20 protein-coding genes are annotated in these 23,678 nt (G+C 66.6%); 4 read left to right on the top strand and 16 right to left on the bottom strand.

What is annotated here, in order from left to right; genetic code table 11:
* Positions 1 to 5 precede the first annotated feature (5 nt).
* The 6 genes from U5798_RS11370 to U5798_RS11345 all read right to left on the bottom strand — a co-directional run bounded on the left by U5798_RS11370 (position 6) and on the right by U5798_RS11345 (position 6,652).
* Complete coding sequence (locus tag U5798_RS11370) at positions 6 to 1,256, bottom strand: DUF2957 domain-containing protein (RefSeq protein WP_124456559.1); 1,251 nt, start codon at positions 1,254 to 1,256, stop codon at positions 6 to 8.
* A 140-nt stretch (positions 1,257 to 1,396) separates the two neighbouring features.
* Positions 1,397 to 2,818 carry a DUF2957 domain-containing protein gene (locus U5798_RS11365; RefSeq protein ID WP_124456558.1) on the bottom strand — a complete coding sequence of 474 codons (1,422 nt, stop codon included), beginning with the start codon at positions 2,816 to 2,818 and terminating at the stop codon, positions 1,397 to 1,399.
* A gap of 434 nt (positions 2,819 to 3,252) precedes the next feature.
* Positions 3,253 to 4,203, bottom strand: coding sequence for an N-acetyl-gamma-glutamyl-phosphate reductase (gene argC, locus U5798_RS11360; RefSeq protein WP_124456557.1), 951 nt, complete (start codon positions 4,201 to 4,203; stop codon positions 3,253 to 3,255).
* Between the two features lie 161 nt (positions 4,204 to 4,364).
* Positions 4,365 to 4,937 carry a flavodoxin family protein gene (locus U5798_RS11355; RefSeq protein WP_322082074.1) on the bottom strand — a complete coding sequence of 191 codons (573 nt, stop codon included), beginning with the start codon at positions 4,935 to 4,937 and terminating at the stop codon, positions 4,365 to 4,367.
* A gap of 192 nt (positions 4,938 to 5,129) precedes the next feature.
* A complete protein-coding gene (locus U5798_RS11350) occupies positions 5,130 to 5,726 on the bottom strand; it encodes a YbhB/YbcL family Raf kinase inhibitor-like protein (protein ID WP_124456555.1) in 597 nt (198 codons plus the stop codon).
* A gap of 239 nt (positions 5,727 to 5,965) precedes the next feature.
* Positions 5,966 to 6,652 carry an orotate phosphoribosyltransferase gene (locus U5798_RS11345; protein WP_006482887.1) on the bottom strand — a complete coding sequence of 229 codons (687 nt, stop codon included), beginning with the start codon at positions 6,650 to 6,652 and terminating at the stop codon, positions 5,966 to 5,968.
* A gap of 460 nt (positions 6,653 to 7,112) precedes the next feature.
* Between U5798_RS11345 and U5798_RS11340 the strand changes: the two genes are divergently transcribed.
* On the top strand, positions 7,113 to 9,383 hold the full coding sequence (locus tag U5798_RS11340) for an NADP-dependent malic enzyme (protein WP_322082073.1): 2,271 nt from the start codon (positions 7,113 to 7,115) through the stop codon (positions 9,381 to 9,383).
* A gap of 150 nt (positions 9,384 to 9,533) precedes the next feature.
* Here the strand turns inward: U5798_RS11340 and U5798_RS11335 are convergent, their stop codons facing one another.
* A complete protein-coding gene (locus U5798_RS11335) occupies positions 9,534 to 13,124 on the bottom strand; it encodes an indolepyruvate ferredoxin oxidoreductase family protein (protein WP_322082072.1) in 3,591 nt (1,196 codons plus the stop codon).
* A gap of 329 nt (positions 13,125 to 13,453) precedes the next feature.
* Between U5798_RS11335 and U5798_RS11330 the strand changes: the two genes are divergently transcribed.
* Entirely contained in the window at positions 13,454 to 13,648 is a 195-nt protein-coding gene (locus U5798_RS11330) for a hypothetical protein (protein WP_124456552.1), read from the top strand.
* 131 nt (positions 13,649 to 13,779) lie between these two features.
* On the opposite strand, the gene hppD is transcribed toward U5798_RS11330, so the two are convergent.
* Positions 13,780 to 14,877 (bottom strand): 4-hydroxyphenylpyruvate dioxygenase, encoded by a 1,098-nt coding sequence (hppD, locus tag U5798_RS11325; protein ID WP_124456551.1) that lies wholly within the window; start codon positions 14,875 to 14,877, stop codon positions 13,780 to 13,782.
* Positions 14,878 to 15,090: 213 nt separating this feature from the next.
* On the opposite strand from hppD, the gene U5798_RS11320 reads away from it, so the two are divergent.
* Complete coding sequence (locus tag U5798_RS11320; protein WP_059528294.1) at positions 15,091 to 15,615, top strand: Lrp/AsnC family transcriptional regulator; 525 nt, start codon at positions 15,091 to 15,093, stop codon at positions 15,613 to 15,615.
* 56 nt (positions 15,616 to 15,671) lie between these two features.
* On the opposite strand, the gene U5798_RS11315 is transcribed toward U5798_RS11320, so the two are convergent.
* The 8 genes from U5798_RS11315 to paaA form a co-directional block, all read right to left on the bottom strand.
* Entirely contained in the window at positions 15,672 to 16,319 is a 648-nt protein-coding gene (locus tag U5798_RS11315; RefSeq protein ID WP_176048849.1) for a GNAT family N-acetyltransferase, read from the bottom strand.
* Between the two features lie 235 nt (positions 16,320 to 16,554).
* Positions 16,555 to 17,160 (bottom strand): TetR/AcrR family transcriptional regulator, encoded by a 606-nt coding sequence (locus U5798_RS11310; RefSeq protein ID WP_006482923.1) that lies wholly within the window; start codon positions 17,158 to 17,160, stop codon positions 16,555 to 16,557.
* Between the two features lie 16 nt (positions 17,161 to 17,176).
* A complete protein-coding gene (locus tag U5798_RS11305; RefSeq protein WP_322082071.1) occupies positions 17,177 to 18,001 on the bottom strand; it encodes a DUF1835 domain-containing protein in 825 nt (274 codons plus the stop codon).
* Positions 18,002 to 18,129: 128 nt separating this feature from the next.
* A complete protein-coding gene (gene paaE, locus U5798_RS11300) occupies positions 18,130 to 19,218 on the bottom strand; it encodes a 1,2-phenylacetyl-CoA epoxidase subunit PaaE (protein WP_124456548.1) in 1,089 nt (362 codons plus the stop codon).
* Positions 19,219 to 19,220: 2 nt separating this feature from the next.
* Complete coding sequence (gene paaD, locus U5798_RS11295) at positions 19,221 to 19,793, bottom strand: 1,2-phenylacetyl-CoA epoxidase subunit PaaD (RefSeq protein WP_124456547.1); 573 nt, start codon at positions 19,791 to 19,793, stop codon at positions 19,221 to 19,223.
* A gap of 25 nt (positions 19,794 to 19,818) precedes the next feature.
* Positions 19,819 to 20,622 (bottom strand): 1,2-phenylacetyl-CoA epoxidase subunit PaaC, encoded by an 804-nt coding sequence (gene paaC, locus U5798_RS11290; RefSeq protein ID WP_124456546.1) that lies wholly within the window; start codon positions 20,620 to 20,622, stop codon positions 19,819 to 19,821.
* Between the two features lie 10 nt (positions 20,623 to 20,632).
* Positions 20,633 to 20,917, bottom strand: coding sequence for a 1,2-phenylacetyl-CoA epoxidase subunit PaaB (gene paaB, locus U5798_RS11285; protein WP_006482881.1), 285 nt, complete (start codon positions 20,915 to 20,917; stop codon positions 20,633 to 20,635).
* Between the two features lie 36 nt (positions 20,918 to 20,953).
* Entirely contained in the window at positions 20,954 to 21,952 is a 999-nt protein-coding gene (gene paaA, locus U5798_RS11280) for a 1,2-phenylacetyl-CoA epoxidase subunit PaaA (protein WP_322082070.1), read from the bottom strand.
* 199 nt (positions 21,953 to 22,151) lie between these two features.
* Between paaA and U5798_RS11275 the strand changes: the two genes are divergently transcribed.
* Positions 22,152 to 23,417, top strand: coding sequence for an SGNH/GDSL hydrolase family protein (locus U5798_RS11275; RefSeq protein WP_322082069.1), 1,266 nt, complete (start codon positions 22,152 to 22,154; stop codon positions 23,415 to 23,417).
* The last annotated feature ends 261 nt before the right edge of the window (positions 23,418 to 23,678 follow it).

Below are 23,678 nucleotides of genomic sequence, written 5' to 3'. Positions count from 1 at the left end.
TCCGCTTACTGGACGAACGCGCCGATCGTGAAATACGGCGTCGATCCCGCGTTATCGAGGAAACCGAACACGCCACCCGTGAAGATGAACTTGCCGGTCGGCGACGTGCTGCCCGAACCCGTGTGAATCGTCGTGACGGTGCCCGGCACCTTCTGCGTGTAGTCGAGGTCGAGCGCGGTCGCGAGCGATGCCTGCGACGGCTGGAACGGATCGAGCAGCGTGGCCTGCTTGTCGATCAGCGCGGTGGTCCGGTAATCGAACTGGCTGTCGACGCCGATGTACTCGCCGTTCTGCGAGCCGGCCGCGACGGCCGTCTGCGGCGCGAGGATCGAGATGCTCGATTCGTCGTCGGCGGTGAGGCCCGGCACGCCGTTGCTGTCGGGCGTCGGGTTCGGGTTCGCGACGCCCGTGCGCACGAGGATCGGCACGAGCTGGTTACGCAGCTTGCCGACGATCATGAAGCCCTTGCCCTGCGGCGTCGCCGACAGCGTCGGCTTCAACTGGCTCGCGTAGTTGTTCGACTGGAACGCGCCGCTGCCGTCGGCCGACGGCACGAAGTTCGTGCCCTGCTGCGCGCACGCGCCGCCGGCGAACTGGCCGGTCGTGTCGCACTTGGTCCACGTGCCGTCCGCGTTGATCGTCACCTTCGCGTCGATCGACGCCGGCGCGAATTTCTGCGACGGCACTTCGCCGAAGCCGACGTGGCTGTACGTGCCCGCGACCTTCGTGATGTCGGTTTCGATCGACGAGAAGCCGATGAACGGGTAGTACGGGAATTTCGTGTCGGGCACCGCGGCCTGGCCGAGCACGCCGTCGAACTGGATCTCCTTGCCGGGAATCGTGCCGCCCGCGACGCCGAAGCCGACGAAGATGCGCGCCGGACGCGATGCATCGAGGCTCGCGCCGTTCAGGCGGAACGCGCACTGGTTCAGCTTGTTGGTCGGCAGCATCGTTTCCTGCGTGAGCGTGCCGCTGTCGACGGTGCCCGCGCGGGTCGGCGTGACCGTGCCGGTCTTTTGCGGCACGGCCGATTCCACGTACGTCACCTGCCAGGTCATCTTGGTCGTGTCGAGCTGGACCTTCGCGAGCTCGCCGCTGCCCGCGCCGCCCGTGAACACGGTGTTGTAGTCGAGCGTGGCGGGGCAGAGCCGGTCTTCGACGAGCGGGGGCGGGTTGTCGCCGCCGCTGCCGCTGCCGCCGCAGGCGGAAAGAAGGGGGGCGGCAAGGGCCGCCGCCAGAATGAGGTTGCGCTTCATGTTGCTCCTCCAGATTTGTCTTGTGCGGCGGCCAGCTCCCTGTCGGCCGCTTCTGTTGGGGGTACTCGTCCTGCCCGCGCCGTGCCGCGCGCGTCGTGCGTAACGCGGCGGCGGGCCAGCCGCCGCCGCGTCCTCGTCCGCTACTTGCTGATCTGCGCGCCCACGCCGAAGTACGGTGTCGACGACGTCGTCGCGTTCGCCGACGTCGACGTGACGCCGCCGTTCACCGTGCCCTGGACCAGTGCCGCGTACAGCCCGCCCGTCGCGATCACCACGCCCGATGCGGACGGGTAGCTCGCACCGCTCGGCGGTGTCGTCTTCGCGTTCAGCAGGCCCGGCGTCGCCTGGCCGTAGTCGAGCGTGAAGCCGTCTTCCTCGGCCTGCGTAGACGGGTTGATGAACGACGCGTTGCTGCCGCGGATCAGCGCAGCCGTGTACTTGAAGTTCGAGTCCGCGCCCGCGTAGCCGCCGTCGATCGCGCCCGACGTGATCGCCGTCGCCGCGCCGAGCACCGCGATGCCCGATTCGTCGTCGACCTGCGCGTCGAGGTGCAGCGGCGGCGTGCCGAGGTTCACGTTGCCCGTGCGGACGATCACCGGCACCGTCGCACCGTTGAGCTGGCCGATCACCATGTGGGCGGTTGCCGACTTGCCGGTCGCGCCGACGATCGGCAGTTGCGTCTGCGGCAGCGTCTGCGGCGCCTTCGTGCTGTCGAAGTAGCCGCCGTTCGCGGTGTTCGCGGTCCACGGGTTGCCGGTCGTCTGGCAGCCGCCGGTGCTCGTCGACGTACACGCGCCGTTCGCATCGAACGTCTCGCTCGAGTTCGTGCCTTTCGTCGCGTAGTTGCCCGACGGCACGAGGTGGTAGATCAGCGCGTTGTACGTGCCCGGCAGCTTCGACAGGTCGGTCGTCGTATTCGCGAAGCCGAGGAACGGGTAGAAATCGAAGTGGCGGTTCGGCACCTGGCCGACGTTCTGCACGACGCCCGGGATGATCGTCAGCCCGTCGTACTGGATCGTTGCGCCGGGAATGCCGCCGCCCGCGACCCCCATGCCGACCAGCAGCATCGGCGGGTTCGCCTGGTTGAAGTCGGCGGCTGTCGAATAGGTCGAGCCGTCCGCCGCGGGGCCCGTGCCCGGCGTGAGGATGAACGCACAACGTGTCTGCTCGGCGGTCGGCAGCGTGCCGGTCGGCGGATGGATGACCTTGCCGGTGATCGTCGTGCCGACACGGCTCGGCGTGACGGTGCCCGTCTTCAACGGAATCGGCGATTCGAGCCACTTGAGCGTGTACGTCATCGCGACCGCGTCGATGTTGACGCTGACGATCTCGCCGCTACCTGCGCCGCCGAGATACGTGCTCTTCACGATGTCGGCGTTGGCCGGACACAGTGCGCCGTTGATGGGCTGCGACGGCGGCTGCCCTTGCGTGCCGCAGCTCGCTCCGGAACATTGGGGCGCGTTGATCGGCGCAGGTGCGCCGCCGTCCCCCCCACCACAGGCAACCAGGAAAGGGGCAATGGCAAAGGCCGTTGCCACCCCCTTCGATAAGGTGTGCGACATGCCGCTGTCTCCAATCGTTTAATTGTGCGAGCTAATGTCGCTGCCTTGATTTTTGCTGTCAATTGATGAACCCGTCTAAAAAAGGCGATTTAAACGGGTATCGGGTATTGATTCCTTTCCCCGTGCGGCATTCGGTAAGAATTTAAACGCGCAAGGGACTGCCGAAAGCTGCCGGAGTGGGGGATGTGCCACGCTTGGCAGGCTGTCGGAGGGCCTTCCTGCGTATAACGGCAGCGTTTAAAGCGGCGGTATCCGGTTTATCCCTATTCGGGATTGACTGGAGAGGGAAGGGGGAAGTTAATTCGCTGGTAATCGCGCAATTGAAAGCTTGTAAATATTTGTAAATGCGCGATCCGGAATTCTTTATTTATTGCCTGATACGGGTAAATAAAAAGCCGGCCAGTGGCCGGCTTTGCATGGCATGCGATGCTGAATCAGCGTTTGAGACCTGCATCCTCGGCCGCGCCGATGCTCAGGTTCATGCACTGGATCGCGGCGCCCGATGCGCCCTTGCCGAGGTTGTCGAGGCGCGCGACCGTGACGAAGCGCTCGGCGTTGCCGAACACGAACAGGTCGACACGGTTCGTATCGTTGTTCGCCTGCACGTCGAAGAAGCCGCCGTCGAGATTCGCGTCCGCGTCGAACGGCGCGACTCGCACGAACGCTTCGTCCGCGTAGTACTCGGCGAACACGCGCTGCACGTCCTGCGGCGTCGCGCGCTTCGCGAGCTGCTCGGGCGTGAAGTAGGTCGTCACCGCGAGACCCTTCAGGAACGGGCCGACGATCGGCGTGAAGATCGGTGCGTTCGCGAGGCCCGTGTGCGCAGCCATTTCCGGCAGGTGCTTGTGCGTGAGGCCGAGCGCGTACGGACGCGGGCTCGCGAGCTTGCCGCCCGGCGCCGCATTCTCGTAGTCGGCGATCATCGACTTGCCTCCGCCGCTGTAGCCGGTGATCGAGTAGCTGTGCGCGGCGAACGTCGGGGCGACGATGCCGGCCTCGACGAGCGGGCGCATCGCGAGCACGAATGCCGATGCGTGGCAGCCGGGCACGGCGATGCGCTTCGACGTGCGAATCTTCTCGCGCTGGGCGCGGGTCAGTTCCGGCAGGCCATAGGCCCAGTCGGCGCTGGTGCGGAACGCGGTGCTCGCGTCGATCAGGATCGTGTTCGGGTTCTCGACGAGCGAGGCCGATTCGCGCGACGCGACATCCGGCAGGCACAGGAACGTGACGTCCGACGCGTTGATCAGGCGGCGGCGCTCTTCGACGTCCTTGCGCTTCGCTTCATCGATACGCAGGATCTCGATGTCGCTGCGTGCCGACAGGTATTCGAAGATCTTGAGGCCGGTCGTGCCTTCCTGGCCGTCGACAAAAACTTTGGTGCTCATCTCGCTCTCACTGAATGAAACGCGGGCCCGCGCCCGGAAACCGCCATTTTAAGACGTCAACCGGCGGGGCTGCGCCGCGCGGGGCGAAAAAAGACGGCCGGCGGGCCGTCTTGTGTCCCTTTGGCGCCCGCCGGTGCGGGCGCGCGGGCGTCGGCGCAGGCTCAGCGGCCGCCGGCCGCCCAGCGGGCGGTCGCTTCGGCGACGCGCCGCCCGAACGCCTTCGCGGTCTCGAGGTCGCCGGGCAGCGGGCCCTCGTCGGGCGTCGCGTCCGCGGGCGACTGCGCGAGCAGGCCCGTGAAGCCGCCGACGTAGTTGATGTCGTTGCGGGTGGCCGCCTTCGAGTTGGCCGGCATCATGCCCGTGCCGACCCACACCATCCCATGCTGCATCGCCAGCGTGACGAAATACTGAATCGTCGAGAACTTGTCGCCGTTCATCGTCGCGGAGTTCGTGAAGCCCGCGGCGATCTTGTCCTTCCATTTCTGCGTGAACCACGGTTTCGACGTGGCATCGGCGAATTGCTTGAACTGCGCCGACGGGCCGCCCATGTAGGTCGGCGCGCCGAAGACGATCGCGTCGGCCGCGTCGAGGGCGGCCCAGCCCGCGTCGTCGATCTCGCCGACCGCGATCAGGCGTGCGGTGGCGCCGGCGTCCTGCGCGCCTGCATGGACGGCGTCGGCCAGTTTCTGCGTGTGACCGTAGCCGCTGTGATAGACGATGACGATGTTCGACATGAAGCGTTCTCCGGAAAGGGACGGGAACGGCGGACCGCAGGTTCGCCGCGTCACGCGTCGCCGGCGGGCGGCGCGACGGATGCGCGGCATGGCGCCGCGACCGGTGACAATGAGTCTAGCAAGCCGAAATGACGGGAAAACGCGCGCGGGCGGCGCACTGAAATTCGCGGCGGCCGGCAATCGCGGCGCACGTTATTGCCCGTAGTTGACCGTCAGTTGCGCGGTGCCGATCGTCAGCGTGCCGATCTCGTGCTCGAACATCGGCGCGGGACGGCCCTGCGACACGCGCAAGTCGGTGCCTTTCAGCGCATGGACGGTGATCACGTAGCGGTGCGGCTTGCCGGGCGGCGGGCACGGGCCGCCGTAGCCGTCGATGCCGAAGTCGTTGCGCGCTTCGCTCGCGCCGATGCGCCGCAGGAAGCCGGACGCGCTCGCGTCGGCGGGCAGGCTCGTGACGGTGGCCGGGATACCCGCGACGGCCCAGTGCCACCAGCCGTGCCCCGGTGCGTCGGGATCGAAGATCGTGACCGCGTAGCCGCGCGTGCCGGGCGGCGGGTTGTGCCAGGTGAGCTGCGGCGAGCGGTTCGCGCCCTTGCAGTCGCCACGGTCGAACACGTTCGCGGCACGAACGCGCCCACCGGGCGTCAGGTCGTCGCTCGTCACGGTGAACGGGCTTTCCGCGTGCGCGGGCAGCGCCGCGAACACGGCGGCGCAGATGAAGACGAAGAGGATGGACGGAGACGGGCGGCCCGATGGCGCAGGCGGAGTGATCCGGCGATCCACACGCATAGGGTGCTTCTCCGTCACGTGGGCCGGGCCGATGCTCCCGGCGTTGTTGGCGTTGTGCGTTGCCCGCGCTGCTGATGGCGGCGATGGTTCCAGTCTAGCATTAGGGTTCGATGAGCGACGTACACCGCAACCCGCGATTGCGATCGGTCATCGGGCGGATCGACGGACGAAAAAAAACCGCCCGCGATCGAGCGGGCGGTTTCTTCGGCCGGGACGCCGGCATGCATGCCGGCGCGGCGTCATTCCTTCGGGGCCGTCGCGCCGCCGTGCGCAGCCGACCACTCGGCCGGCGCGTGCAGGAATTTCTCGACTTCGTCGAGCGTCTTCGTCTCGAAGTAGCCCGATGCCTTCGCGACGCGCAGCACGTCCCACCACGTCGCCAGCGCGTGCAGGTCGACGTCGATGTCCTTCAGGACCGACACGCTTTCCTTGAAGATGTTGTAGTGGAACAGCACGAAGCAGTGGTTCACCGTCGCGCCCGCGGTGCGCAGCGCGTTGACGAAGTTGATCTTGCTGCGGCTGTCGGTCGTCAGGTCTTCCACCAGCAGCACGCGCGAGCCTTCTTCCAGATGGCCTTCGATCTGCGCATTGCGGCCGAAACCCTTCGGCTTCTTGCGCACGTACTGCATCGGCACCATCATCCGGTCCGCGATCCAGGCCGCGAACGGGATGCCGGCCGTCTCGCCGCCCGCCACCGCGTCGATCTGCTCGAAGCCGATGTCACGCGTGATCGTCGTTTCCGCCATTTCCATCAGCGCCCGGCGCACGCGCGGGTACGAGATCAGCTTGCGGCAGTCGATATAGACGGGGCTTGCCCAGCCGGACGTGAAGATGAACGGTTTTTCGGCGTTGAAGTGCACCGCCTGCACTTCGAGCAGGATTTTGGCGGTCGTATCCGAGATCGACTGACGATCGTAGCCTGTCATGGGCATTCCTTGGGTGTTGAGCGAGGAGCGGGCGCGGGCCCGGTGGCGCAGCAAGGGGAACCTGCCCAGGGGGCCGGGGCGCGATCGGAGGGCCAATCGCATCGCTGCGCGCGTAGCCGGCTATTTTACCCGATTCAGGCCGGTTTTCGGCGGAATTCGCGCGGGTTCGCCGTGCCGCTCACCACCGGCGAAACAAACGGGGCCCGACCACCTCGGCGCTGATGCCCGGGATGCGGCGCTGCACCAACGGAGGTCATTTAGGGGGTGTACACTAGGCGACCCTTAGAAATCGTTCAGTACTTTGTACTTTCCTCTTGCCACCCGCCAAGGTTCGATGGCGTGCCGACCCGGCGCGTCGCGTGCCGTCTCGCAGTCGACCATCCCCTCGATTCAAGCAGACGCGGCCGAAGGTGCTGTGTACTGAGCCGTCAATATTTCGCATGTCTCTCGCAGGTCAATCATGGACGAACAACTGAAGCAGGCCGCACTCGCCTATCACCAGAACCCGAAACCCGGCAAGATTTCGGTCACCCCGACCAAGCCGCTGTCGAACCAGCTCGATCTGTCGCTCGCATATTCGCCCGGCGTCGCCGCGGCGTGCATGGCGATCTTCGACGAGCCGCTCGATGCGCAGAAGTACACGTCGCGCGGCAACCTCGTCGGCGTCGTGACGAACGGCACGGCGGTGCTCGGCCTCGGCAACATCGGCCCGCTCGCGTCGAAGCCGGTGATGGAAGGCAAGGGCTGCCTGTTCAAGAAATTCGCGGGCATCGACGTGTTCGACATCGAACTGTCGGAAACCGACCCGGACAAGCTCGTCGAGGCGATCGCGATGCTCGAGCCGACGCTCGGCGGCATCAACCTCGAGGACATCAAGGCGCCGGAGTGCTTCTACATCGAGCAGAAGCTGCGCGAGCGCATGAAGATCCCCGTCTTCCACGACGACCAGCACGGCACCGCGATCATCGCGTCGGCCGCGATCCTGAACGGCCTGAAGGTCGTCGGCAAGAAGCTGTCCGAAGTGAAGCTCGTGTGCTCGGGCGCCGGCGCCGCGGCCATCGCGTGCCTGGACCTGCTGGTGAACCTCGGCCTGACGAAGTCGAACGTCCTCGTCACCGATTCGAAGGGCGTGATCTACGAAGGGCGCGGCAACCTCGATCCGTCGAAGCAGCGCTATGCGGCGACCACCGACGCGCGCACGCTCGCCGACGCGATCGTCGGCGCGGACGTGTTCCTCGGCTGCTCGAGCGCGGGCGTGCTGAAGCAGGACATGGTCAAGACGATGGGCGACCGCCCGCTGATCCTGGCGCTCGCGAACCCGGAACCGGAAATCCGCCCGGAAGACGCGAAGGCCGTGCGCCCGGACGCGATCGTCGCGACCGGCCGCTCGGACTACCCGAACCAGGTCAACAACGTGCTGTGCTTCCCGTTCATCTTCCGCGGCGCGCTCGACGTCGGTGCGACGACGATCACGGAAGAAATGAAGCTCGCGTGCGTGCGCGCGATCGCCGAGCTGGCCGAGGAAACTGACCAGAGCGAGGAAGTCGCGAAGGCATATGAAGGCCACTCGCTCGAATTCGGGCCGGATTACCTGATTCCGAAGCCGTTCGACCCGCGCCTGATCATCAAGATCGCGCCGGCCGTCGCGCAAGCCGCGATGGATTCGGGCGTCGCCACGCGTCCGATCCAGGACATGGACGCGTACCGCGAGCAACTCGGCACGACCGTCTACCGCACCGGCATGGTGATGCGCCCGGTGTTCGCGACCGCGAAGCAGAAGGAGGCCCGCATCGTGTTCGCCGAGGGCGAGGACGAGCGCGTGCTGCGCGCCGCGCAGTTCGTGCTGCAGGAAAAGATCGCCAAGCCGATCATCATCGGCCGTCCGTCGGTCGTCGACATGCGCCTCGCGAAGATCGGCTCGAAGCTGAAGGCCGGCGTCGATTTCGAGATCGTCGATCCGGAAGACGATGCGCGCTACCACCGCTACTGGCAGGCGTATCAGGAGATTGGCGCGCGTGACGGCGTGACGCCGGAAGTCGCGAAGGCCGCGATGCGCAAGTTCAACACGCTGATCGGCGCGATGCTCGTGCACCTGGGCGACGCCGACGGGATGATCTGCGGGATGATCGACACGTTCCACAGCCACCTGAAGTTCATCGAGCAGGTGCTGGGCCGTGCGAAGGGCGCCGAGCATTTCGCCGCGATGAACCTGCTGATGCTGCCGGGCCGTAACTTGTTCGTGTGCGACACCTACGTGAACGAACTGCCGAGCGCCGAACAGCTCGCCGACATGACGATCCAGGCCGCGGCCGAGATCGAGCGCTTCGGCATCGCGCCGAAGGCTGCGCTGCTGTCGAACTCGAACTTCGGCAGCGCGCCGTCGGCGTCGTCGCGCCGGATGGCCGAGGCCCGCAAGCTGATCGTCGAGCGTGCGCCGAACCTGGAAGTCGACGGTGAAATGCACGGCGACGCGGCGCTGTCGGAAGTGATCCGCAAGCAGGCGTTCCCGGGCACGACGCTGTCGGGCGAAGCGAACCTGCTGATCATGCCGAACGTCGAGGCGGCGAACATCGCGTACAACCTGCTGAAGATGGTCGGCGGCGAAGGCGTGACGGTCGGCCCGTTCCTGCTCGGCGCAGCGAAGCCGGTCCACATCCTGACGCCGGCCGCGACCGTGCGCCGGATCATCAACATGACGGCCGTTGCCGCCGCGAACGTGAACACGAAGTAAGTCCACGCCCGCGTGTGCCGCGCTTCGCGCGCGGCGCAATGAAAAACGCCACGGAACCTGCGTTCCGTGGCGTTTTTTTTCGCGTGAACCGCAACGGGCGGCGGCGCGGGCGGGCGTTCCGGCTTCGAACGCCTTACCGCGTACCGCGCGTTACGCGACCTGCTGGTGCGACTGGCCGCCAGCCGGCGAACGCCACTTCGCGAGCAGCGCGTCCCACTTCACGCGTACCGCGCGCAGGTTGTTCTCCTTCACGTGGCCGTAGCCGCGAATGCCGTCCGGCAGTGCCGCGAGCTCGAGCGCGAGCGGGCGGTTGGCCGCGTTCAGCTTGGCCGTCACCTCGCCGATCAGCGCTTCGTACTCGCCGATCAGCGCGCGCTCGGTGCGACGCTCCTCGGTACGGCCGAACGGGTCGAGCGCCGTGCCGCGCAGGAACTTCGCTTTCGCGAGCAGCCGGAATGCCGACATCATCCACGGGCCGTACGCCTTCTTCACGAGATGGCCGTGGGCGTCCGTCTTCGCGAACAGCGGCGGCGCGAGGTGGAATTTCAGCTTCCAGTCGCCTTCGAACTGCGCGGTCAGGCGGGCGAGGAACGCGGGGTCGGACTGCAGCCGCGCGACCTCGTATTCGTCCTTGTACGCCATCAGCTTGAACAGGTTGCGCGCCACCGCTTCGGTCAGCGGCTCCTGCACCGTGTCGCCGTCCGCCAGCGCGCGCTCGGCGGCGCGCACCTTGTCGACGAAGGCCGCATAGCGCGATGCATAGGCGGCGTTCTGGTATGCGGTGAGGAATTCCACGCGCTTCGCGATCAATGCGTCGACCGCCTTCTTCGTGTGCAGCGCGATCACCGTGGCGCCTTGCGCGGGGCGTGCGTCGCCGGCCGCGGCCTGCTTCACGCTGGCCAGGTCGTACGCGGCGCGGCGGCCCCAGTCGAACGCCGCGCGGTTCTTCTCGACCGACACCGCATTCAGCTCGATCGCGCGTTCGAGCGACGCGAGCGTGAGCGGCAGCCAGCCTTTCTGCCACGCGTAGCCGAGCACGAACGGGTTCGTGTAGATCGCATCGCCGAGCAGCGCGACCGCGAAGCGGTTCGCATCGATGAAGTCGACCGCGTCACCTGCCGCCGCGCGGATGTCGTTCTCGGCAGACACGCCCGGGAACGCCCAGTTCGGGTTCTTGATGAACTCGGCGGTCGGCGTCTGCGCGCTGTTGACGACCACGCGCGTCGCGTCGTGCCGCATCCGCGACGTGCACTCGTCGCCGGCCGTGACGATCGCATCGCAGCCGATCACGAGGTCGGCTTCGCCCATCGCGATCCGCGTGGCGTGAATGTCGGTCGGCGCGTGCGAGATCTGCACATGGCTCATCACGGCGCCGCCTTTCTGCGCGAGGCCCGTGACGTCGAGCACGGTCACGCCCTTGTTTTCCAGGTGCGCAGCCATCCCGAGCAGCGCGCCGATCGTGACGACGCCCGTGCCGCCGACGCCGGTGACGAGCACGCCGTACGCGCGGTCGATGTCCGGCAAGGTCGGTTCCGGAATCGGCGGCAGTGCGCTGCCGTCGACCGACACGGCCTTCGGCTTCTTCAACTGGCCGCCCTCGACGGTGACGAAGCTCGGGCAGAAGCCCTTCACGCACGAGAAGTCCTTGTTGCAGCTCGACTGGTTGATCTGGCGCTTCGTGCCGAATTCGGTTTCCAGCGGCTCGACCGACAGGCAGTTCGATTGCACCGAGCAGTCGCCGCAGCCTTCGCACACCGCTTCGTTGATCACGACGCGTTTCGCCGGGTCCGGATACGTGCCGCGTTTGCGGCGGCGGCGTTTCTCGGTCGCGCAGGTCTGGTCGTAGATCAGGATCGTCGTGCCTTCGATCTCGCGCAGCTCGCGCTGCACGTCGTCGAGCTGGTCGCGGTGATGGATCGTCACGCCCGGCGCGAGCAGCGCCTTCTGGCTGTCGTACTTCTCCGGCTCGTCGGTGACGATCACGATCTTCTTCGCGCCTTCGGACGCGAGCTGGTGCGTGATCTGCGGCACCGTCAGCACGCCGTCGACCGGCTGGCCGCCCGTCATCGCGACCGCGTCGTTGTAGAGGATCTTGTAGGTGATGTTCGCCTTCGACGAAATCGCCGCGCGCACGGCCAGCAGGCCCGAGTGGAAGTAGGTGCCGTCGCCGAGGTTCGCGAACACGTGCTTCTCGTCCGTGAACGGCGCCTGGCCGATCCACGGCACGCCTTCGCCGCCCATCTGGCTGAAGGTGCTCGTGCTGCGGTCCATCCATACGGTCATGTAGTGGCAGCCGATGCCGGCGATCGCGCGCGAGCCTTCCGGCACGTTGGTCGACGTGTTGTGCGGGCAGCCCGAGCAGAACCACGGCTTGCGCTCGGTCTGCACGTGCGGTTTCGCGAGCGCCATTTCCTTCGCGTTGATCACCGCGAGCCGTGCGGCGATGCGCGCGCGCACGTCGGACGGCAGCTCGAACTTCTCGAGGCGCGTCGCGATCGCCTTCGCGATGATCGCGGGCGACAATTCATAGTGCGCGGGCAGCAGCCAGTTGCCCATCGGCACCGACCATTCGCCGCCGGCGCCGTCCTTCTCGTCGAACTTGCCGAACACGCGCGGCCGCTGGCCGTCCGGCCAGTTGTACAGCTCTTCCTTGATCGCGTATTCGAGGATCTGGCGCTTTTCCTCGACGACCAGGATTTCGTCGAGGCCGCGCGCGAACGCCTGCGCGCCTTGCGCTTCGAGCGGCCACACGCAGCCGACCTTGTAGAGCCGGATGCCGATCCGCGCGCAGGTTTCGTCGTCGAGGCCGAGGTCGGTCAGCGCCTGGCGCACGTCGAGGTACGCCTTGCCGCCTGTCATGATCCCGAAGCGCGCGCTCGGCGAATCGATCTCGATCCGGTCGAGCTTGTTCGCGCGCACGTAGGCGAGCGCCGCGTACCACTTGTAGTCGAGCAGCCGCGCTTCCTGCACGAGCGGCGGGTCGGGCCAGCGGATGTTCAGCCCGCCTTCCGGCACGATGAAGTCGGTCGGCAGCACGATCTCGGTGCGATGCGGGTCGATGTCGATCGACGCTGACGATTCGACGACGTCCGTCACGCACTTGAGCGCGACCCACAGGCCCGAATAACGGCTCATCGCCCAGCCGTGCAGGCCGAAGTCGAGATATTCCTGCACGTTGGACGGGAACAGCACCGGCAGCCCGCAGGCCTTGAAGATGTGCTCGGACTGGTGCGCGAGCGTCGACGATTTCGCCGCGTGGTCGTCGCCGGCCAGTACCAGCACGCCGCCGTGCCGCGACGAGCCGGCCGAGTTCGCGTGCTTGAAGACGTCGCCGGTGCGGTCGACGCCCGGACCCTTGCCGTACCACATGCCGAACACGCCGTCGTGCTTCGCGCCGGGGTACAGGTTCACCTGCTGCGAGCCCCACACGGCGGTGGCGGCGAGATCTTCGTTGAGGCCGGGCTGGAACACGATCTGGTGGGCCGCCAGGTGCTGCTTGGCTTTCCAGAGCGACAGATCGAGGCCGCCGAGCGGCGAGCCGCGGTAGCCCGAGATGAAGCCGGCCGTGTTGAGACCGGCGGCGCGGTCGCGTTCCTGCTGGAGCATCGGCAGGCGCACGAGGGCCTGGATGCCGCTCATGTACGCGCGACCGCGCTCCAGTGTGTATTTGTCATCTAGCGTGACGGACTTCAGCGCGGCTTCCAGCGACGCGCGTTGGTCTGCGTCTAGCGGGGCATTCATTAACTGTCTCCTCCACCCAGTTTGGGATCACCAAAACTCGACCGCTTCAGGCATCTTGTGGATGCATCGGCGTGGCCGGCATGTTCGCCGGTTTTAAGCGATGGTAGCACTGGGGCAAACCCGCCGCCCATCGGTTGGAATCCGGGTGAAATGGCGGCGGCGCACCAGAAAAAAGGGCGTGATGATGCGTTACATCATGTAAAGGCATGTAAAGCCGCGTTCATCCGCGGGCAAATGCCGTTAATCTTGTCGGCCTGCCGGAGGTGCCCGGTCGCGCTGGTTCGTTTCGACGCAATCGGGGAGGCGCCGGCAGTTTTACAGGAGGTGCAATGAACACACGTCATATCCAGAGTTTCCTGATCGTGTCCACCGCGTTTTTCGCGATGACCGGCCCGGTGCACGCGCGCGGCGCGAGCGCACTGGCGGCAGCCGGCGCGCAGATGCGTCAGATCGTGCCGGCCCAGGACGCCGCCGCACAGCCGTCGGCCGAGCGCGCCGTCGTGTCGAGGGCGAACGCGCGTTGATCCGGTCGCGCGGCCGGCAGGCCGCGCCGGAATGAAAAAGGGCGGGAATCCGAGGATTCCCGCCCTTTTTTTTTGTGCCGCCGGATCGTGCGGCCGGCCCGGTTGCCCGCGACGGCCGCCTGCCGAGTGCGTCAGGCCTTGTCCTGCACGACGCCGCGGCGAATCTGGTCGAGTTCGATCGATTCGAACAGCGCCTTGAAGTTGCCTTCGCCGAAGCCCTGGTTGCCCTTGCGCTGGATGATCTCGAAGAAGATCGGCCCGATCTGGTTCTCGGTGAAGATCTGCAGCAGCAGGTCGTCTTGCGCGCCGTCGATCAGGATCTTGCGCTTGCGCAGCTCGTCCAGCGATTCGCCGTGGTTCGGCACGCGGCGGTCGACCAGCTCGTAATACGTGTCGATCGTGTCGAGCAGCTTCACTTCCTTGCTGCGCAGGCCGTCGACTGCCTGGTAGATGTCGCTCGCGCCGAGCGCGATGTGCTGGATCCCTTCGCCGTGGTACGCGTCGAGGTATTCCTGGATCTGGCCGGCCGTTTCCGAGCCTTCCTCGTTGATCGGAATGCGGATCTTGCCGCACGGCGACGTCATCGCCTTCGACTTCACGCCCGTCACCTTGCCTTCGATGTCGAAGTAGCGCACTTCGCGGAAGTTGAACAGGCGCTCGTAGAACTCGGCCCATTCCTGCATGCGGCCGCGGTGCACGTTGTGCGTCAGGTGGTCGATGTACGTGAGGCCGTGGCCGACCGGGTTCGGGTTCGCGCCGGGAATCGGTTCGAAGTCGACGTCATAGATGCTGATGTCGCCGATCGCGCCCGGCTGTGCGCCGTTCTTGCCGCGCCAGCGGTCGACGAAGTAGATCAGCGAATCGCCGATGCCCTTGATCGCCGGGATGTTCAGCTCCATCGGGCCCGTCTTGTTGTCGAAGCCCCACGCGCCGAGGTCGAGCGCGTGCCGGTATGCCTTCGCGGCGTCCTGCACGCGGAACGCGATCGCGCAGATCGACGGGCCGTGCAGGCGTGCGAAGCGTTGCGCGAACGAATCGGGTTCGGCGTTGATGATGAAGTTGATGTCGCCCTGGCGGTAGACCGTCACGTCCTTGTGGCGGTGGCGCGCGATTGCAGTGAAACCCATCCGTTCGAACAGTTGTCCGAGCGCTTTCGGGTCCGGTGCCGTGTATTCGATGAATTCGAAGCCGTCGGTGCCGACGGGGTTGTCCCAGTTGGGGATCTGCATGTCGTGTCTCCTGTGCGGGGCGATCGGCCAGGCGACGTGCGCCTGCCTGGCCTGGTTCGATGTCGAGGGTTGCGCGTGCGATGAGCGTGCGCAGCGAGTCGATACATGCGACAGAGTGTAGCGGGCGGCCGCGAGCGGAAACTTGCGAACTTAATCGCAGGCCCCTACGATGGCGCAATTTCCAGTCTCGAAACAAACATTGGAGGGCAGAAGATGGCGCAAGCCGAATTGGATGCCATCGACCGGCGGATTCTCGCGATTCTCCAGGAGAACGGGCGCCTGTCGAACCAGGAGATCGCCGAGCGCGTGAACCTGTCGCCGAGCCCGTGCCTGCGGCGGATCCGGCGGCTCGAGGAGATCGGCGTGATCACCGGCTATGTCGCGCTGCTGAATCCGCAGAAACTCGGGCTCGACCTGCTCGCATACGTGAGCGTGCGGCTCGAGAAGCGCGGCGGCCTTGCGCCGGTGCGGGTCGACGAGACGTCGGCGCGCGCGGGGGCGACCCATGCGGAGCTGTTCCGCGCGGCCGTGCAGACCTGGCCGGAAGTGGTCGCGTGCCACGCGATGACGGGGGACATGGATTACCTGCTGCGCGTGCAGGTCGAGGACATGGCGCATTTCTCCCGCTTCGTGCAGGAGCACTTGCTGCATCACCCGTCGGTGATCGACGTGAAGACGAGCTTCTCGCTCGAGTGCTTCAAGGAGACGACGGCGTTGCCGATCCGTTCGGTGCGCTAGAGCGCAGGGGAAGGTGGGGGCCGGGCGCGCGGCAGGCGCGGCCCGGCTGGCTGAGGTTACGCCGTCAGTGCGGCGGGCATCAGCGATTCGATGAACTTCGTCGTGCGGTGCGCCTGGCGCTTCATCGCGTAGTCGAACACCGCGGCCTGTTCCTGCAGCATCTCGGCGATGATCGTCGAGTGGTCGGCCGGCGGCAGCGACAGGTACGCATCGGCTTCGCCGTATGCGTACTCGATCCGCATGCCGGACTTCTTCGCAATGTGCATCATCGTCGCGTTACGCGACAGGCAATGCATGTACAGCATCGTCACGCGCGTGTTGCGGCTGCGGATCGCCGCGCGCTCGAACAGCTTCGAGCCGACGCCGCGGCCGCGTGCGCTTTCGAGCACCGACACGCCGAACTCGGCCGTGCGCTTGTCGCCCTCGGCCGGCAGATAGGCCAGGTGGCCGACGCCGATCAGTTCGAGGTCGTGGTCGAACACGCCGAACACGGTGTCGCGACCGAAGTCGATCGTGCGGACGTAGTTCTCGATCACGTGGTCGGGCACCATCTGGCCGAAGCGCAGCAGGCGGTCCTCTTCGTCGAGCGAGAGAAAGTGGGTGAGCATCTGCTCACGGTCTTTGGAAGCCAGTTCCCTGACGAGAACCGGCGCACTGCCGACCGTGCCGACGACTTCGGCAGGGCCGTTGAATTGCGTGTTCATCGTGGGTTCCTCAGTGTGTGGCTGCACAAGCGGGTTGTGCAATGCAACAGCATTTTACCCGACGAGGGTTGGGGAAAACCCGTATTTAACGTTGTTTGTGCCGAGGAGAAATTCTAAAACCGCTTAGTTAATTTTGTATCTATTTGATTTTGAACGGATTTAAAATTCATCATATGAAATGCGCGGCGGGCCGTCACAGTGTACCCATCGCGCAACGCATGCTGCTGCGCGGCAATCACGCTGCCGTCGACAGCCCGCGTTCGATCAGGTCGATCACCTGCTCGGCGAAGTCGCGGTAGCCGAGGCGGCCGCCCGGCTTCAGCCACGTGAACGTCCAGTTGATCATCCCGAACACCATCATCGTCACCGATGTCTGGTTTTCCTTCGAGATGCGGTCCGGGTACGCGCGCGCAAGCTGGCGCGTGAATGCCGCAACGATGTCGCGCTGGCGGTCGAGCACGATTTCGCGCTGCGCGTCCTCGAGATACTTCACGTCGTTGAGCAGCGCGACGTGCCGGCTGTGCGACGTCTCGTATTCGGCGAGGAACGCGCGCACGAGCTCGGCGAACGCGTCGCGCTCGCTGAGGCCGCGCCGCTGGCTCGCGCCTTCGACCTCGGCGATGATCAGCATCAGCCGTTTGGTGTAGCGGTCGAGCAGGTCGAACAGGATCGCTTCCTTGCTCTCGTAATAGTGATAGAGGCGTGCCTTCGACGTGCCGCTCGCGGTCGCGAGATCGGACATCGACGTGCTCGGGTAGCTCGTCTGCGCGAATTTCTCGGCGGCCAGATCGAGGATCTGCTCGCGCTGGGATTCGTGGTCGGGCGCTCGGGTACGGGCCATGGTCGAATGCGAAAGATTAGCGGTGCGCGAGCGCCGTGCGGGCCGCGCGCACCTGCGTGGAAGAGAGGGCGTCGGGCGCGTCGTCCTGCAGCTCGAGCCGGCCGGCTGCCGCGAGCTCGCGGCAGCGCCACCAGGCGATCGAATCGCTGACGAACAGCCCGCCGCGGTCGGCGGCGGCCATGATGCTGCCGACGAGGCGTCGCGCGGGCAGCCAGTCGGCTTCCGCGCGCGAGACGATCAGCGCGTCGAGATCGGCGTAGTGGCCGCTCTTGATCGTGTTGCTGACCCAGTAGCGCAGTTCGGCGTTCAGGTGTTTCGCCTCCTGCCATTCGAGTGCCAGGCGGCCGATCCGCAGCACCGAGATCGGCGCGGCCACCGGGCGTTTGCGTGCCAGCTCCGCCGGCGAGAACATCCCGGTCGAGCAGGCCTGGTCGGCACGCGACAGCGCCGTGCGCTGCGCCGAGTCGAAATCGGCGGCCGACAGCCGCACCTCGTTCAGGCGCTGCGGCACGTTGCGCAGGTGGTAGGCGACGCGGCGCAGCAACAGCTTGTCGCCGACGCTCGGCGCGTGCCACACGACCACCTGGCCCGTATCCATTGCGAGCTGGTCGAGACGCGCGAACTCGCCCTCGATTTCCGCGTTCCAGTCGGGGATCTGGTCGCCGAGCACGTGGTGCCAGAAGGCGGCGCGCGTGTCGGGCGTCTCGTCGGCGCCCTTGAGCGGTCCGACGCCGAGATCGTCGAGCAATCCGACGACGCGCTCGTCGCGCCCGGCTTGCGCGAGGGCCTCGCGCAACGACGCGGCGGCGGTGCCGCCCTGAATCACATGAATGGTACTCATCGGCCTGTCGTCAACAAAAGAAAACCGCCGGCCGGGCGGACGTTGCGATGTCCAGCCGGCCGGCGGCCCCTAGTGTAAGCGAGATGTGTGACGGCGAGAAACCGTCCGGCGCCGCGACGCAACGCCGCTCAGCGCTCGTCGTAGCTCACGACGACCTTGTCGCTGATCGGGTGGCACTGGCACGTGAGCACGAATCCGTCCTTCACTTCGTGTTCCTCGAGCGTGTAGTTCTTCTCCATCCGTACCTCGCCCTCGATCACCTTCGCGCGGCACGTGCAGCACACGCCGCCCTTGCACGCATACGGCAGCGCGAGGCCCGCGCGCAGGCCGACGTCGAGCAGGCTCACGCCCTGGTACGGCAGGCGCAGCTTGCGCTTCTTGCCGTCGAGCACGATTTCGAGGTCGGCGGCCGGCGTCTGGTCGGTAATTTCGACGACCGGCGTGCCCGCTTGCGGCAGCGGCGTGCCGAAGCGCTCGACATGCACCTTCGCCTGCGGCACGCCGGCCGCCTTCAGCGCGGCTTCGGCCGCGTCCATCATCGGCGCCGGGCCACAGATGAACGCTTCGTCGATCGCGTCGGCCGGCGTCAGCGTGTCGAGGAATTCCGCGCATTTCGCCTGATCGAGCACGCCGTTGAACAGTTCGACGTCCTGGATGTCGTCCGACAGCACGTGATACAGGACGAAGCGGTTCATGTAGCGGTTCTTCAGGTCCTCGAGCTCCTCGGCGAACATGATCGCGTCGACGCTGCGGTTCCCGTAGATCAGCGTGAACGTGCTGCGCGGCTCGAGTTCGAGCGTCGTCTTCACGATCGCGAGCACCGGCGTGATCCCCGAGCCGCCGGAAAACGCGACGTACTGCTTGCCGTGGTCGGCGTTCAGGTGCGTGAAGAAGCGGCCGTCCGGCGTCATCACGTCGATCGTGTGGCCGGGCTTCAGCGTGTCGAACGCGAAGTTCGAGAAGCGGCCGCCGCGCACGCGCTTGATGCCGATGCGCAGTTCGCCGTCACGGTCGTAGTCCGTCGTGCCGACGCAGATCGAATACGAGCGGCGCGTTTCCTCGCCGTCGATGTGGGTCTTCAGCGTGACGAACTGGCCCTGCGTGAAGCGGTACGCGTCGCGCAGCTCGGGCGGCACGTCGAAGGAGACCGTTACGGCGTCGGCGGTCTCGGGCCGCACGTCGCGGATACGCAGCGGATGAAATTGCGGGGTCGCCATATTCAGTAGGGTTTGAAGTAGTCGAAGGGTTCGCGGCAGTCGACGCAGCGATACAGCGCCTTGCAGGCCGTGGACGCGAATTGCGCGAGACGCTCGGTGCGGGCGGAGCCGCAGCGCGGGCAGGTGGGCGCCGCGACCGGCCGCGGCACGAAGCGCACGACGTTCTCCCGCGGCGCGCTGCTGCCGCACTGGCCGACCGGCGGCGCGATGCCGTACGCCCGCAGCTTGTCGCGCGCTTCCTGCGTGATCCAGTCGGTCGTCCAGGCGGGCGCGAGCACCGTCTCGATCCGGTGCGGCGGCAGGTCGGCGGCCTGCAGCGCGGCGGCGATGTCCTCGGCGATCTGCGACATGGCCGGGCAGCCCGAGTAGGTCGGCGTGATGACGACTTCGAGCTGGCCGTCGTCCGCGCGGCGGACGTCGCGCAGGATGCCGAGCTCGCGGATCGACACGACCGGGATCTCGGGATCGGGCACGGCTTCCAGCACGTCCCACGCGCGAGCGAGCAGCGGATCGTCGTAGTGCGCGGCGGGTGCGGCGGGTATGGCGTGGGCAGGGGTAGCGGTCTGGACGGACATCGTCGGGCTCCGTGGCGTGGGCCGGTTACCAGGTCGCGCCGGGATGCTGGCGCGCGAGGCTCTGCATTTCGGCAAGCAGGTAGCCCATGTGCTCCGAGTGCTCGCCCTGCTTGCCGGTCGTCACGTGCTTCACGGGCGCGGGCAGCGTGAGCGTCGCCTCGGCGAGCGCATCGTCCACGTCCGCGCGCCACGCGGCTTCGAGCGCGGCCGGCGCCGGGCCGATGCCCGGGGCGGCGATTGCGTCGTCGATCGCATCGGCCGCGAAGAATTCACGCGTATACGGCATCAGGTAGTCGAGCGCATCCTGCGCGCGGCGGTGCGACGCGTCGGTGCCGTCGCCGAGGCGCACGAGCCACTCGCGCGCGTGCTGGACGTGATAGCGGGTTTCCTTCACCGATTTCGCGGCGATCGCGGCGAGCTGCGTGTCGGCCGACGTTTCCAGCGCGCTCCAGACGTGCAGCATCAGCGTCGCGTACAGGAAGTTGCGCACGATCGTCACCGCATAGTCCTTGTCGGCGTGTGCGGTGCCGGAGACCGGGCCGTAATGCGGCAGCTCGGCGAGCGTGAAGTTCGCGAATTCGCGCTCGGTCCGGAAGTACGCGTAATCGTCCTCGGTCTTCGTCGCGCCGTTGAGCTGGCGCTCGAGCTCGGCCGCGTGCGTATACAGCATGCGTGCCTGGCCGATGAGGTCGAGGCTCATGTTGGTGAGCGCGATGTCTTCCTCGAGGATCGGGCCGTGGCCGCACCATTCGGCGTTGCGCTGACCGAGGATCAGCGCGTTGTCGGCGAGGCGCAGCACGTAGGAGAGGTGTTCGGGCGTGATCGTCATGGCGCGGGCGTTACATGTGGTTGACTTCGTCGGGCAGCGTGTAGAACGTCGGGTGACGGTAGATCTTGTCGCCTGCCGGTTCGAACAGCTCGGCCTTCTCGCTCGGGTCCGACGCGGTGATCGCCGACGACGGCACCACCCAGATGCTCACGCCTTCCTGGCGGCGCGTGTAGACGTCGCGCGCCATGCGCAGCGCCATCGTCGCGTCGGCGGCGTGCAGGCTGCCGCAATGCTTGTGGTCGAGGCCCTGCTTGCTGCGCACGAACACTTCCCAGATCGGCCATTCCTTGTTCATCGCTTTCTCCTGATTCCTGAATTCGAGTGTTGCCGCTCAGGCGGCGTGCTGTTCGGCGCGGGCGCGGCGCTTTGCTTCGTGCGCGAGCGCGGCTTCGCGCACCCAGGCACCGTCGTCGTGCGCTTTCACGCGGGTTGCGAGGCGCTCCTTGTTGCACGGGCCGTCGCCGTTGACCACGCGCCAGAATTCGTCCCAGTCGATCGTGCCGTAGTCGTGATGGCCGCGCGCTTCGTTCCATTTCAGGTCGGGGTCGGGCAGCGTCACGCCGAGCACCTTCGCCTGGTCGACCGTCGCGTCGACGAATTTCTGGCGCAGGTCGTCGTTCGAGATCCGTTTGATGCCCCATTTCGCGGACTGGCTGCTGTGGACCGAATCAGCGTCGCTCGGGCCGAACATCATCAGCACCGGCCACCACCAGCGGTCGACGGCCTGCTGGACCATCGTGCGCTGCGCGTCGGTGCCCTTCATCATCGACAGCAGCGCATCGAAACCCTGGCGCTGGTGGAACGACTCTTCCTTGCACACGCGGATCATCGCGCGTGCATACGGGCCATACGTGCAGCGGCACAGCGGGATCTGGTTCATGATCGCGGCGCCGTCGACGAGCCAGCCGATCACGCCGACGTCGGCCCAGGTCGGCGTCGGATAGTTGAAGATGCTCGAATATTTCGCCTTGCCGGCGTGCAGTGCGTCGATCAGCGAATCGCGTGACACGCCGAGCGTTTCGGCCGCGCTGTACAGATAGAGGCCGTGACCGGCTTCGTCCTGGACCTTCGCGAGCAGGATCGCCTTGCGCTTCAGGCTCGGCGCGCGCGAGATCCAGTTGCCTTCCGGCAGCATGCCGACGACTTCCGAGTGCGCGTGCTGCGAAATCTGGCGCACCAGCGTCTTGCGATAGGCGTCGGGCATCCAGTCCTGCGGTTCGATCTTGCCGTCGGCCGCCATCACCGCATCGAACCGCGCCTGCTCAGGCGACTCGGCTGCGGCGTCGAGCGGCGCGACGTTGCCGGGGATGTCGAGGGATTGCGTGTACATGGCGAGGCTCTCGTCCGGTTGAATGTGTGCGAAGTATAAACCAACCGACCGGTCGGTTAATAAATTTCTTGCGCATTTGCGGCGAGACTCGGGTAAACGAGGGACGTCGGGGCGTGATCCGATGGTGCGAGCGCGGTCCCGCACGTGAGTCTCGTGCCTTCTGCGGCACAATGCCCGCTTTCCGATGAGGATTTTGCCGATGTCATTCCGAAGCAGTTTCGCCGCGGCCATGCTGGGTGCGGCCGTTTTCGTGTCGCCGCTCGCGGCGTCGGCCGCGCCGGCCGGATGGGTTGCCGCGTGGGCAACGGCGCTGCAGCCGATTCCCGACCTTGCCGCGCCGCCGCCGCTTTACCGCGCGCCCGACGTGGCCGGGCGGACCGTGCGCCAGATCGTGTATCCGACGGTGTCGGGGCGTGCCGCAAGGATTCACGTGAGCAATGCCTACGGCAGCGCGCCGCTGGTCGTCGAGGCCGCGAGCCTCGCGCGCGCCGGTGAGGGTGCGGCGCTCGCCGGCGACGCGGCCGTGCCGGTCCGGTTCGGCGGCAAGCCGTCGGTGACGCTCGCGCCGGGCCAGGAACTGGAAAGCGATCCGGTGGCCATCGACGTGATGTCCGCGCAGCCCTATGCGATCAGCCTCCAGATGGGGGCGAACCAGCGAATGACTGTCTGGCACCGCGTATCGAACCAGTTCAACTATGTGTCGGCGCCGGGCGATCACGTGAGCGATCCGGGCGCTGCCGCGTTCCGCACCCGTTTTACCCAATATGCATGGGTGACCGAGCTGGCTGTCGAGGCCGGCACGGCGCGCGCCAGCGTCGCGGCGATCGGCGATTCGATCACCGACGGGCTGCGCTCCAGCGTGAACCGGAACCGCCGCTGGCCCGATGCGCTCGCGCGCCGGCTGGCGGCGTCGGGTGCCGACTCGGTGGGCGTCGTGAATCTGGGTATCAGCGGGAACCGGCTGCTCAGCGATTCGGCGTGCTACGGCACGTCGCTGGCCTCGCGGTTCGAGCGCGATGCGCTGTCGCGTGCGGGCGTGAAGGCGGTGGTGGTGCTGATCGGGATCAACGACATCAACTTCGCGGCGATGCCGCCGCGTGCGGGGCTCGATTGCGACCACCCGCACACGCAGGTCACGGCTGCATCGCTGATCGACGGATATCTCCGGCTGATCGAGGCCGCGCATCGCCGGGGCGTGAAGGTCTACGGCGCGACGCTCACGCCGGCCGCGTTGCCGGCCGGGCGCGAGGCGATCCGGCTCGAAGTGAACCGGTGGATCCGGAGCGGTGGCGGGTTCGACGGCGTGGTCGACTTCGACGCGGTGCTGCGCGATCCGGCGCGCCCGAGCGTGCTGCAGCGCCGATACGATAGCGGCGACGGTATCCACCCGAGCGACGCGGGCTACACGGCAATGGCCGACGCGGTGCCGTTCGAGCAGCTGCAGGCTGCCGTGGGCGGCAAGTGATGCGCCTCTATATATAGAAGGCAGCGTTGCCGGCGGCGTCGAAGTCTGCGGCGTGACGTGGTCCGTCGAGCCCCAAGCCCCGTGCGCGGCAGCGCACGGGGCTTTTTCAAATTTCTTCACAAAAGGGCTTGCGGGAATGGCGTGAGGTGCATAGAATCACGCCTCTTTCGCGCTAACGGAAACGCGGCGCGGGAGGAAGGGAAGCAGTGCTGTTGAGGCTTGGTGGTAGCAGCCTCGGCGGTACGGAAGTTGAGCCCCGCA

Origin of the sequence: Burkholderia sp. BCC1972 (genome assembly GCF_905339605.1) — a bacterium.
In the GTDB taxonomy this organism is placed as follows: Bacteria; Pseudomonadota; Gammaproteobacteria; order Burkholderiales; family Burkholderiaceae; genus Burkholderia.
This window is presented reverse-complemented; position numbering and strand designations above follow the sequence as displayed.

What these genes read in the sequence shown, in the direction of transcription:
- U5798_RS11370 (WP_124456559.1), bottom strand. Translation starts at nt 1,256, where the DNA reads ATGAAGCGCAACCTCATTCTGGCGGCGGCCCTTGCCGCCCCCCTTCTT.
- U5798_RS11365 (WP_124456558.1), bottom strand. Translation starts at nt 2,818, where the DNA reads ATGTCGCACACCTTATCGAAGGGGGTGGCAACGGCCTTTGCCATTGCC.
- argC (WP_124456557.1), bottom strand. Translation starts at nt 4,203, where the DNA reads ATGAGCACCAAAGTTTTTGTCGACGGCCAGGAAGGCACGACCGGCCTC.
- U5798_RS11355 (WP_322082074.1), bottom strand. Translation starts at nt 4,937, where the DNA reads ATGTCGAACATCGTCATCGTCTATCACAGCGGCTACGGTCACACGCAG.
- U5798_RS11350 (WP_124456555.1), bottom strand. Translation starts at nt 5,726, where the DNA reads ATGCGTGTGGATCGCCGGATCACTCCGCCTGCGCCATCGGGCCGCCCG.
- U5798_RS11345 (WP_006482887.1), bottom strand. Translation starts at nt 6,652, where the DNA reads ATGACAGGCTACGATCGTCAGTCGATCTCGGATACGACCGCCAAAATC.
- U5798_RS11340 (WP_322082073.1), top strand. Translation starts at nt 7,113, where the DNA reads ATGGACGAACAACTGAAGCAGGCCGCACTCGCCTATCACCAGAACCCG.
- U5798_RS11335 (WP_322082072.1), bottom strand. Translation starts at nt 13,124, where the DNA reads ATGAATGCCCCGCTAGACGCAGACCAACGCGCGTCGCTGGAAGCCGCG.
- U5798_RS11330 (WP_124456552.1), top strand. Translation starts at nt 13,454, where the DNA reads ATGAACACACGTCATATCCAGAGTTTCCTGATCGTGTCCACCGCGTTT.
- hppD (WP_124456551.1), bottom strand. Translation starts at nt 14,877, where the DNA reads ATGCAGATCCCCAACTGGGACAACCCCGTCGGCACCGACGGCTTCGAA.
- U5798_RS11320 (WP_059528294.1), top strand. Translation starts at nt 15,091, where the DNA reads ATGGCGCAAGCCGAATTGGATGCCATCGACCGGCGGATTCTCGCGATT.
- U5798_RS11315 (WP_176048849.1), bottom strand. Translation starts at nt 16,319, where the DNA reads ATGAACACGCAATTCAACGGCCCTGCCGAAGTCGTCGGCACGGTCGGC.
- U5798_RS11310 (WP_006482923.1), bottom strand. Translation starts at nt 17,160, where the DNA reads ATGGCCCGTACCCGAGCGCCCGACCACGAATCCCAGCGCGAGCAGATC.
- U5798_RS11305 (WP_322082071.1), bottom strand. Translation starts at nt 18,001, where the DNA reads ATGAGTACCATTCATGTGATTCAGGGCGGCACCGCCGCCGCGTCGTTG.
- paaE (WP_124456548.1), bottom strand. Translation starts at nt 19,218, where the DNA reads ATGGCGACCCCGCAATTTCATCCGCTGCGTATCCGCGACGTGCGGCCC.
- paaD (WP_124456547.1), bottom strand. Translation starts at nt 19,793, where the DNA reads ATGTCCGTCCAGACCGCTACCCCTGCCCACGCCATACCCGCCGCACCC.
- paaC (WP_124456546.1), bottom strand. Translation starts at nt 20,622, where the DNA reads ATGACGATCACGCCCGAACACCTCTCCTACGTGCTGCGCCTCGCCGAC.
- paaB (WP_006482881.1), bottom strand. Translation starts at nt 20,917, where the DNA reads ATGAACAAGGAATGGCCGATCTGGGAAGTGTTCGTGCGCAGCAAGCAG.
- paaA (WP_322082070.1), bottom strand. Translation starts at nt 21,952, where the DNA reads ATGTACACGCAATCCCTCGACATCCCCGGCAACGTCGCGCCGCTCGAC.
- U5798_RS11275 (WP_322082069.1), top strand. Translation starts at nt 22,152, where the DNA reads ATGTCATTCCGAAGCAGTTTCGCCGCGGCCATGCTGGGTGCGGCCGTT.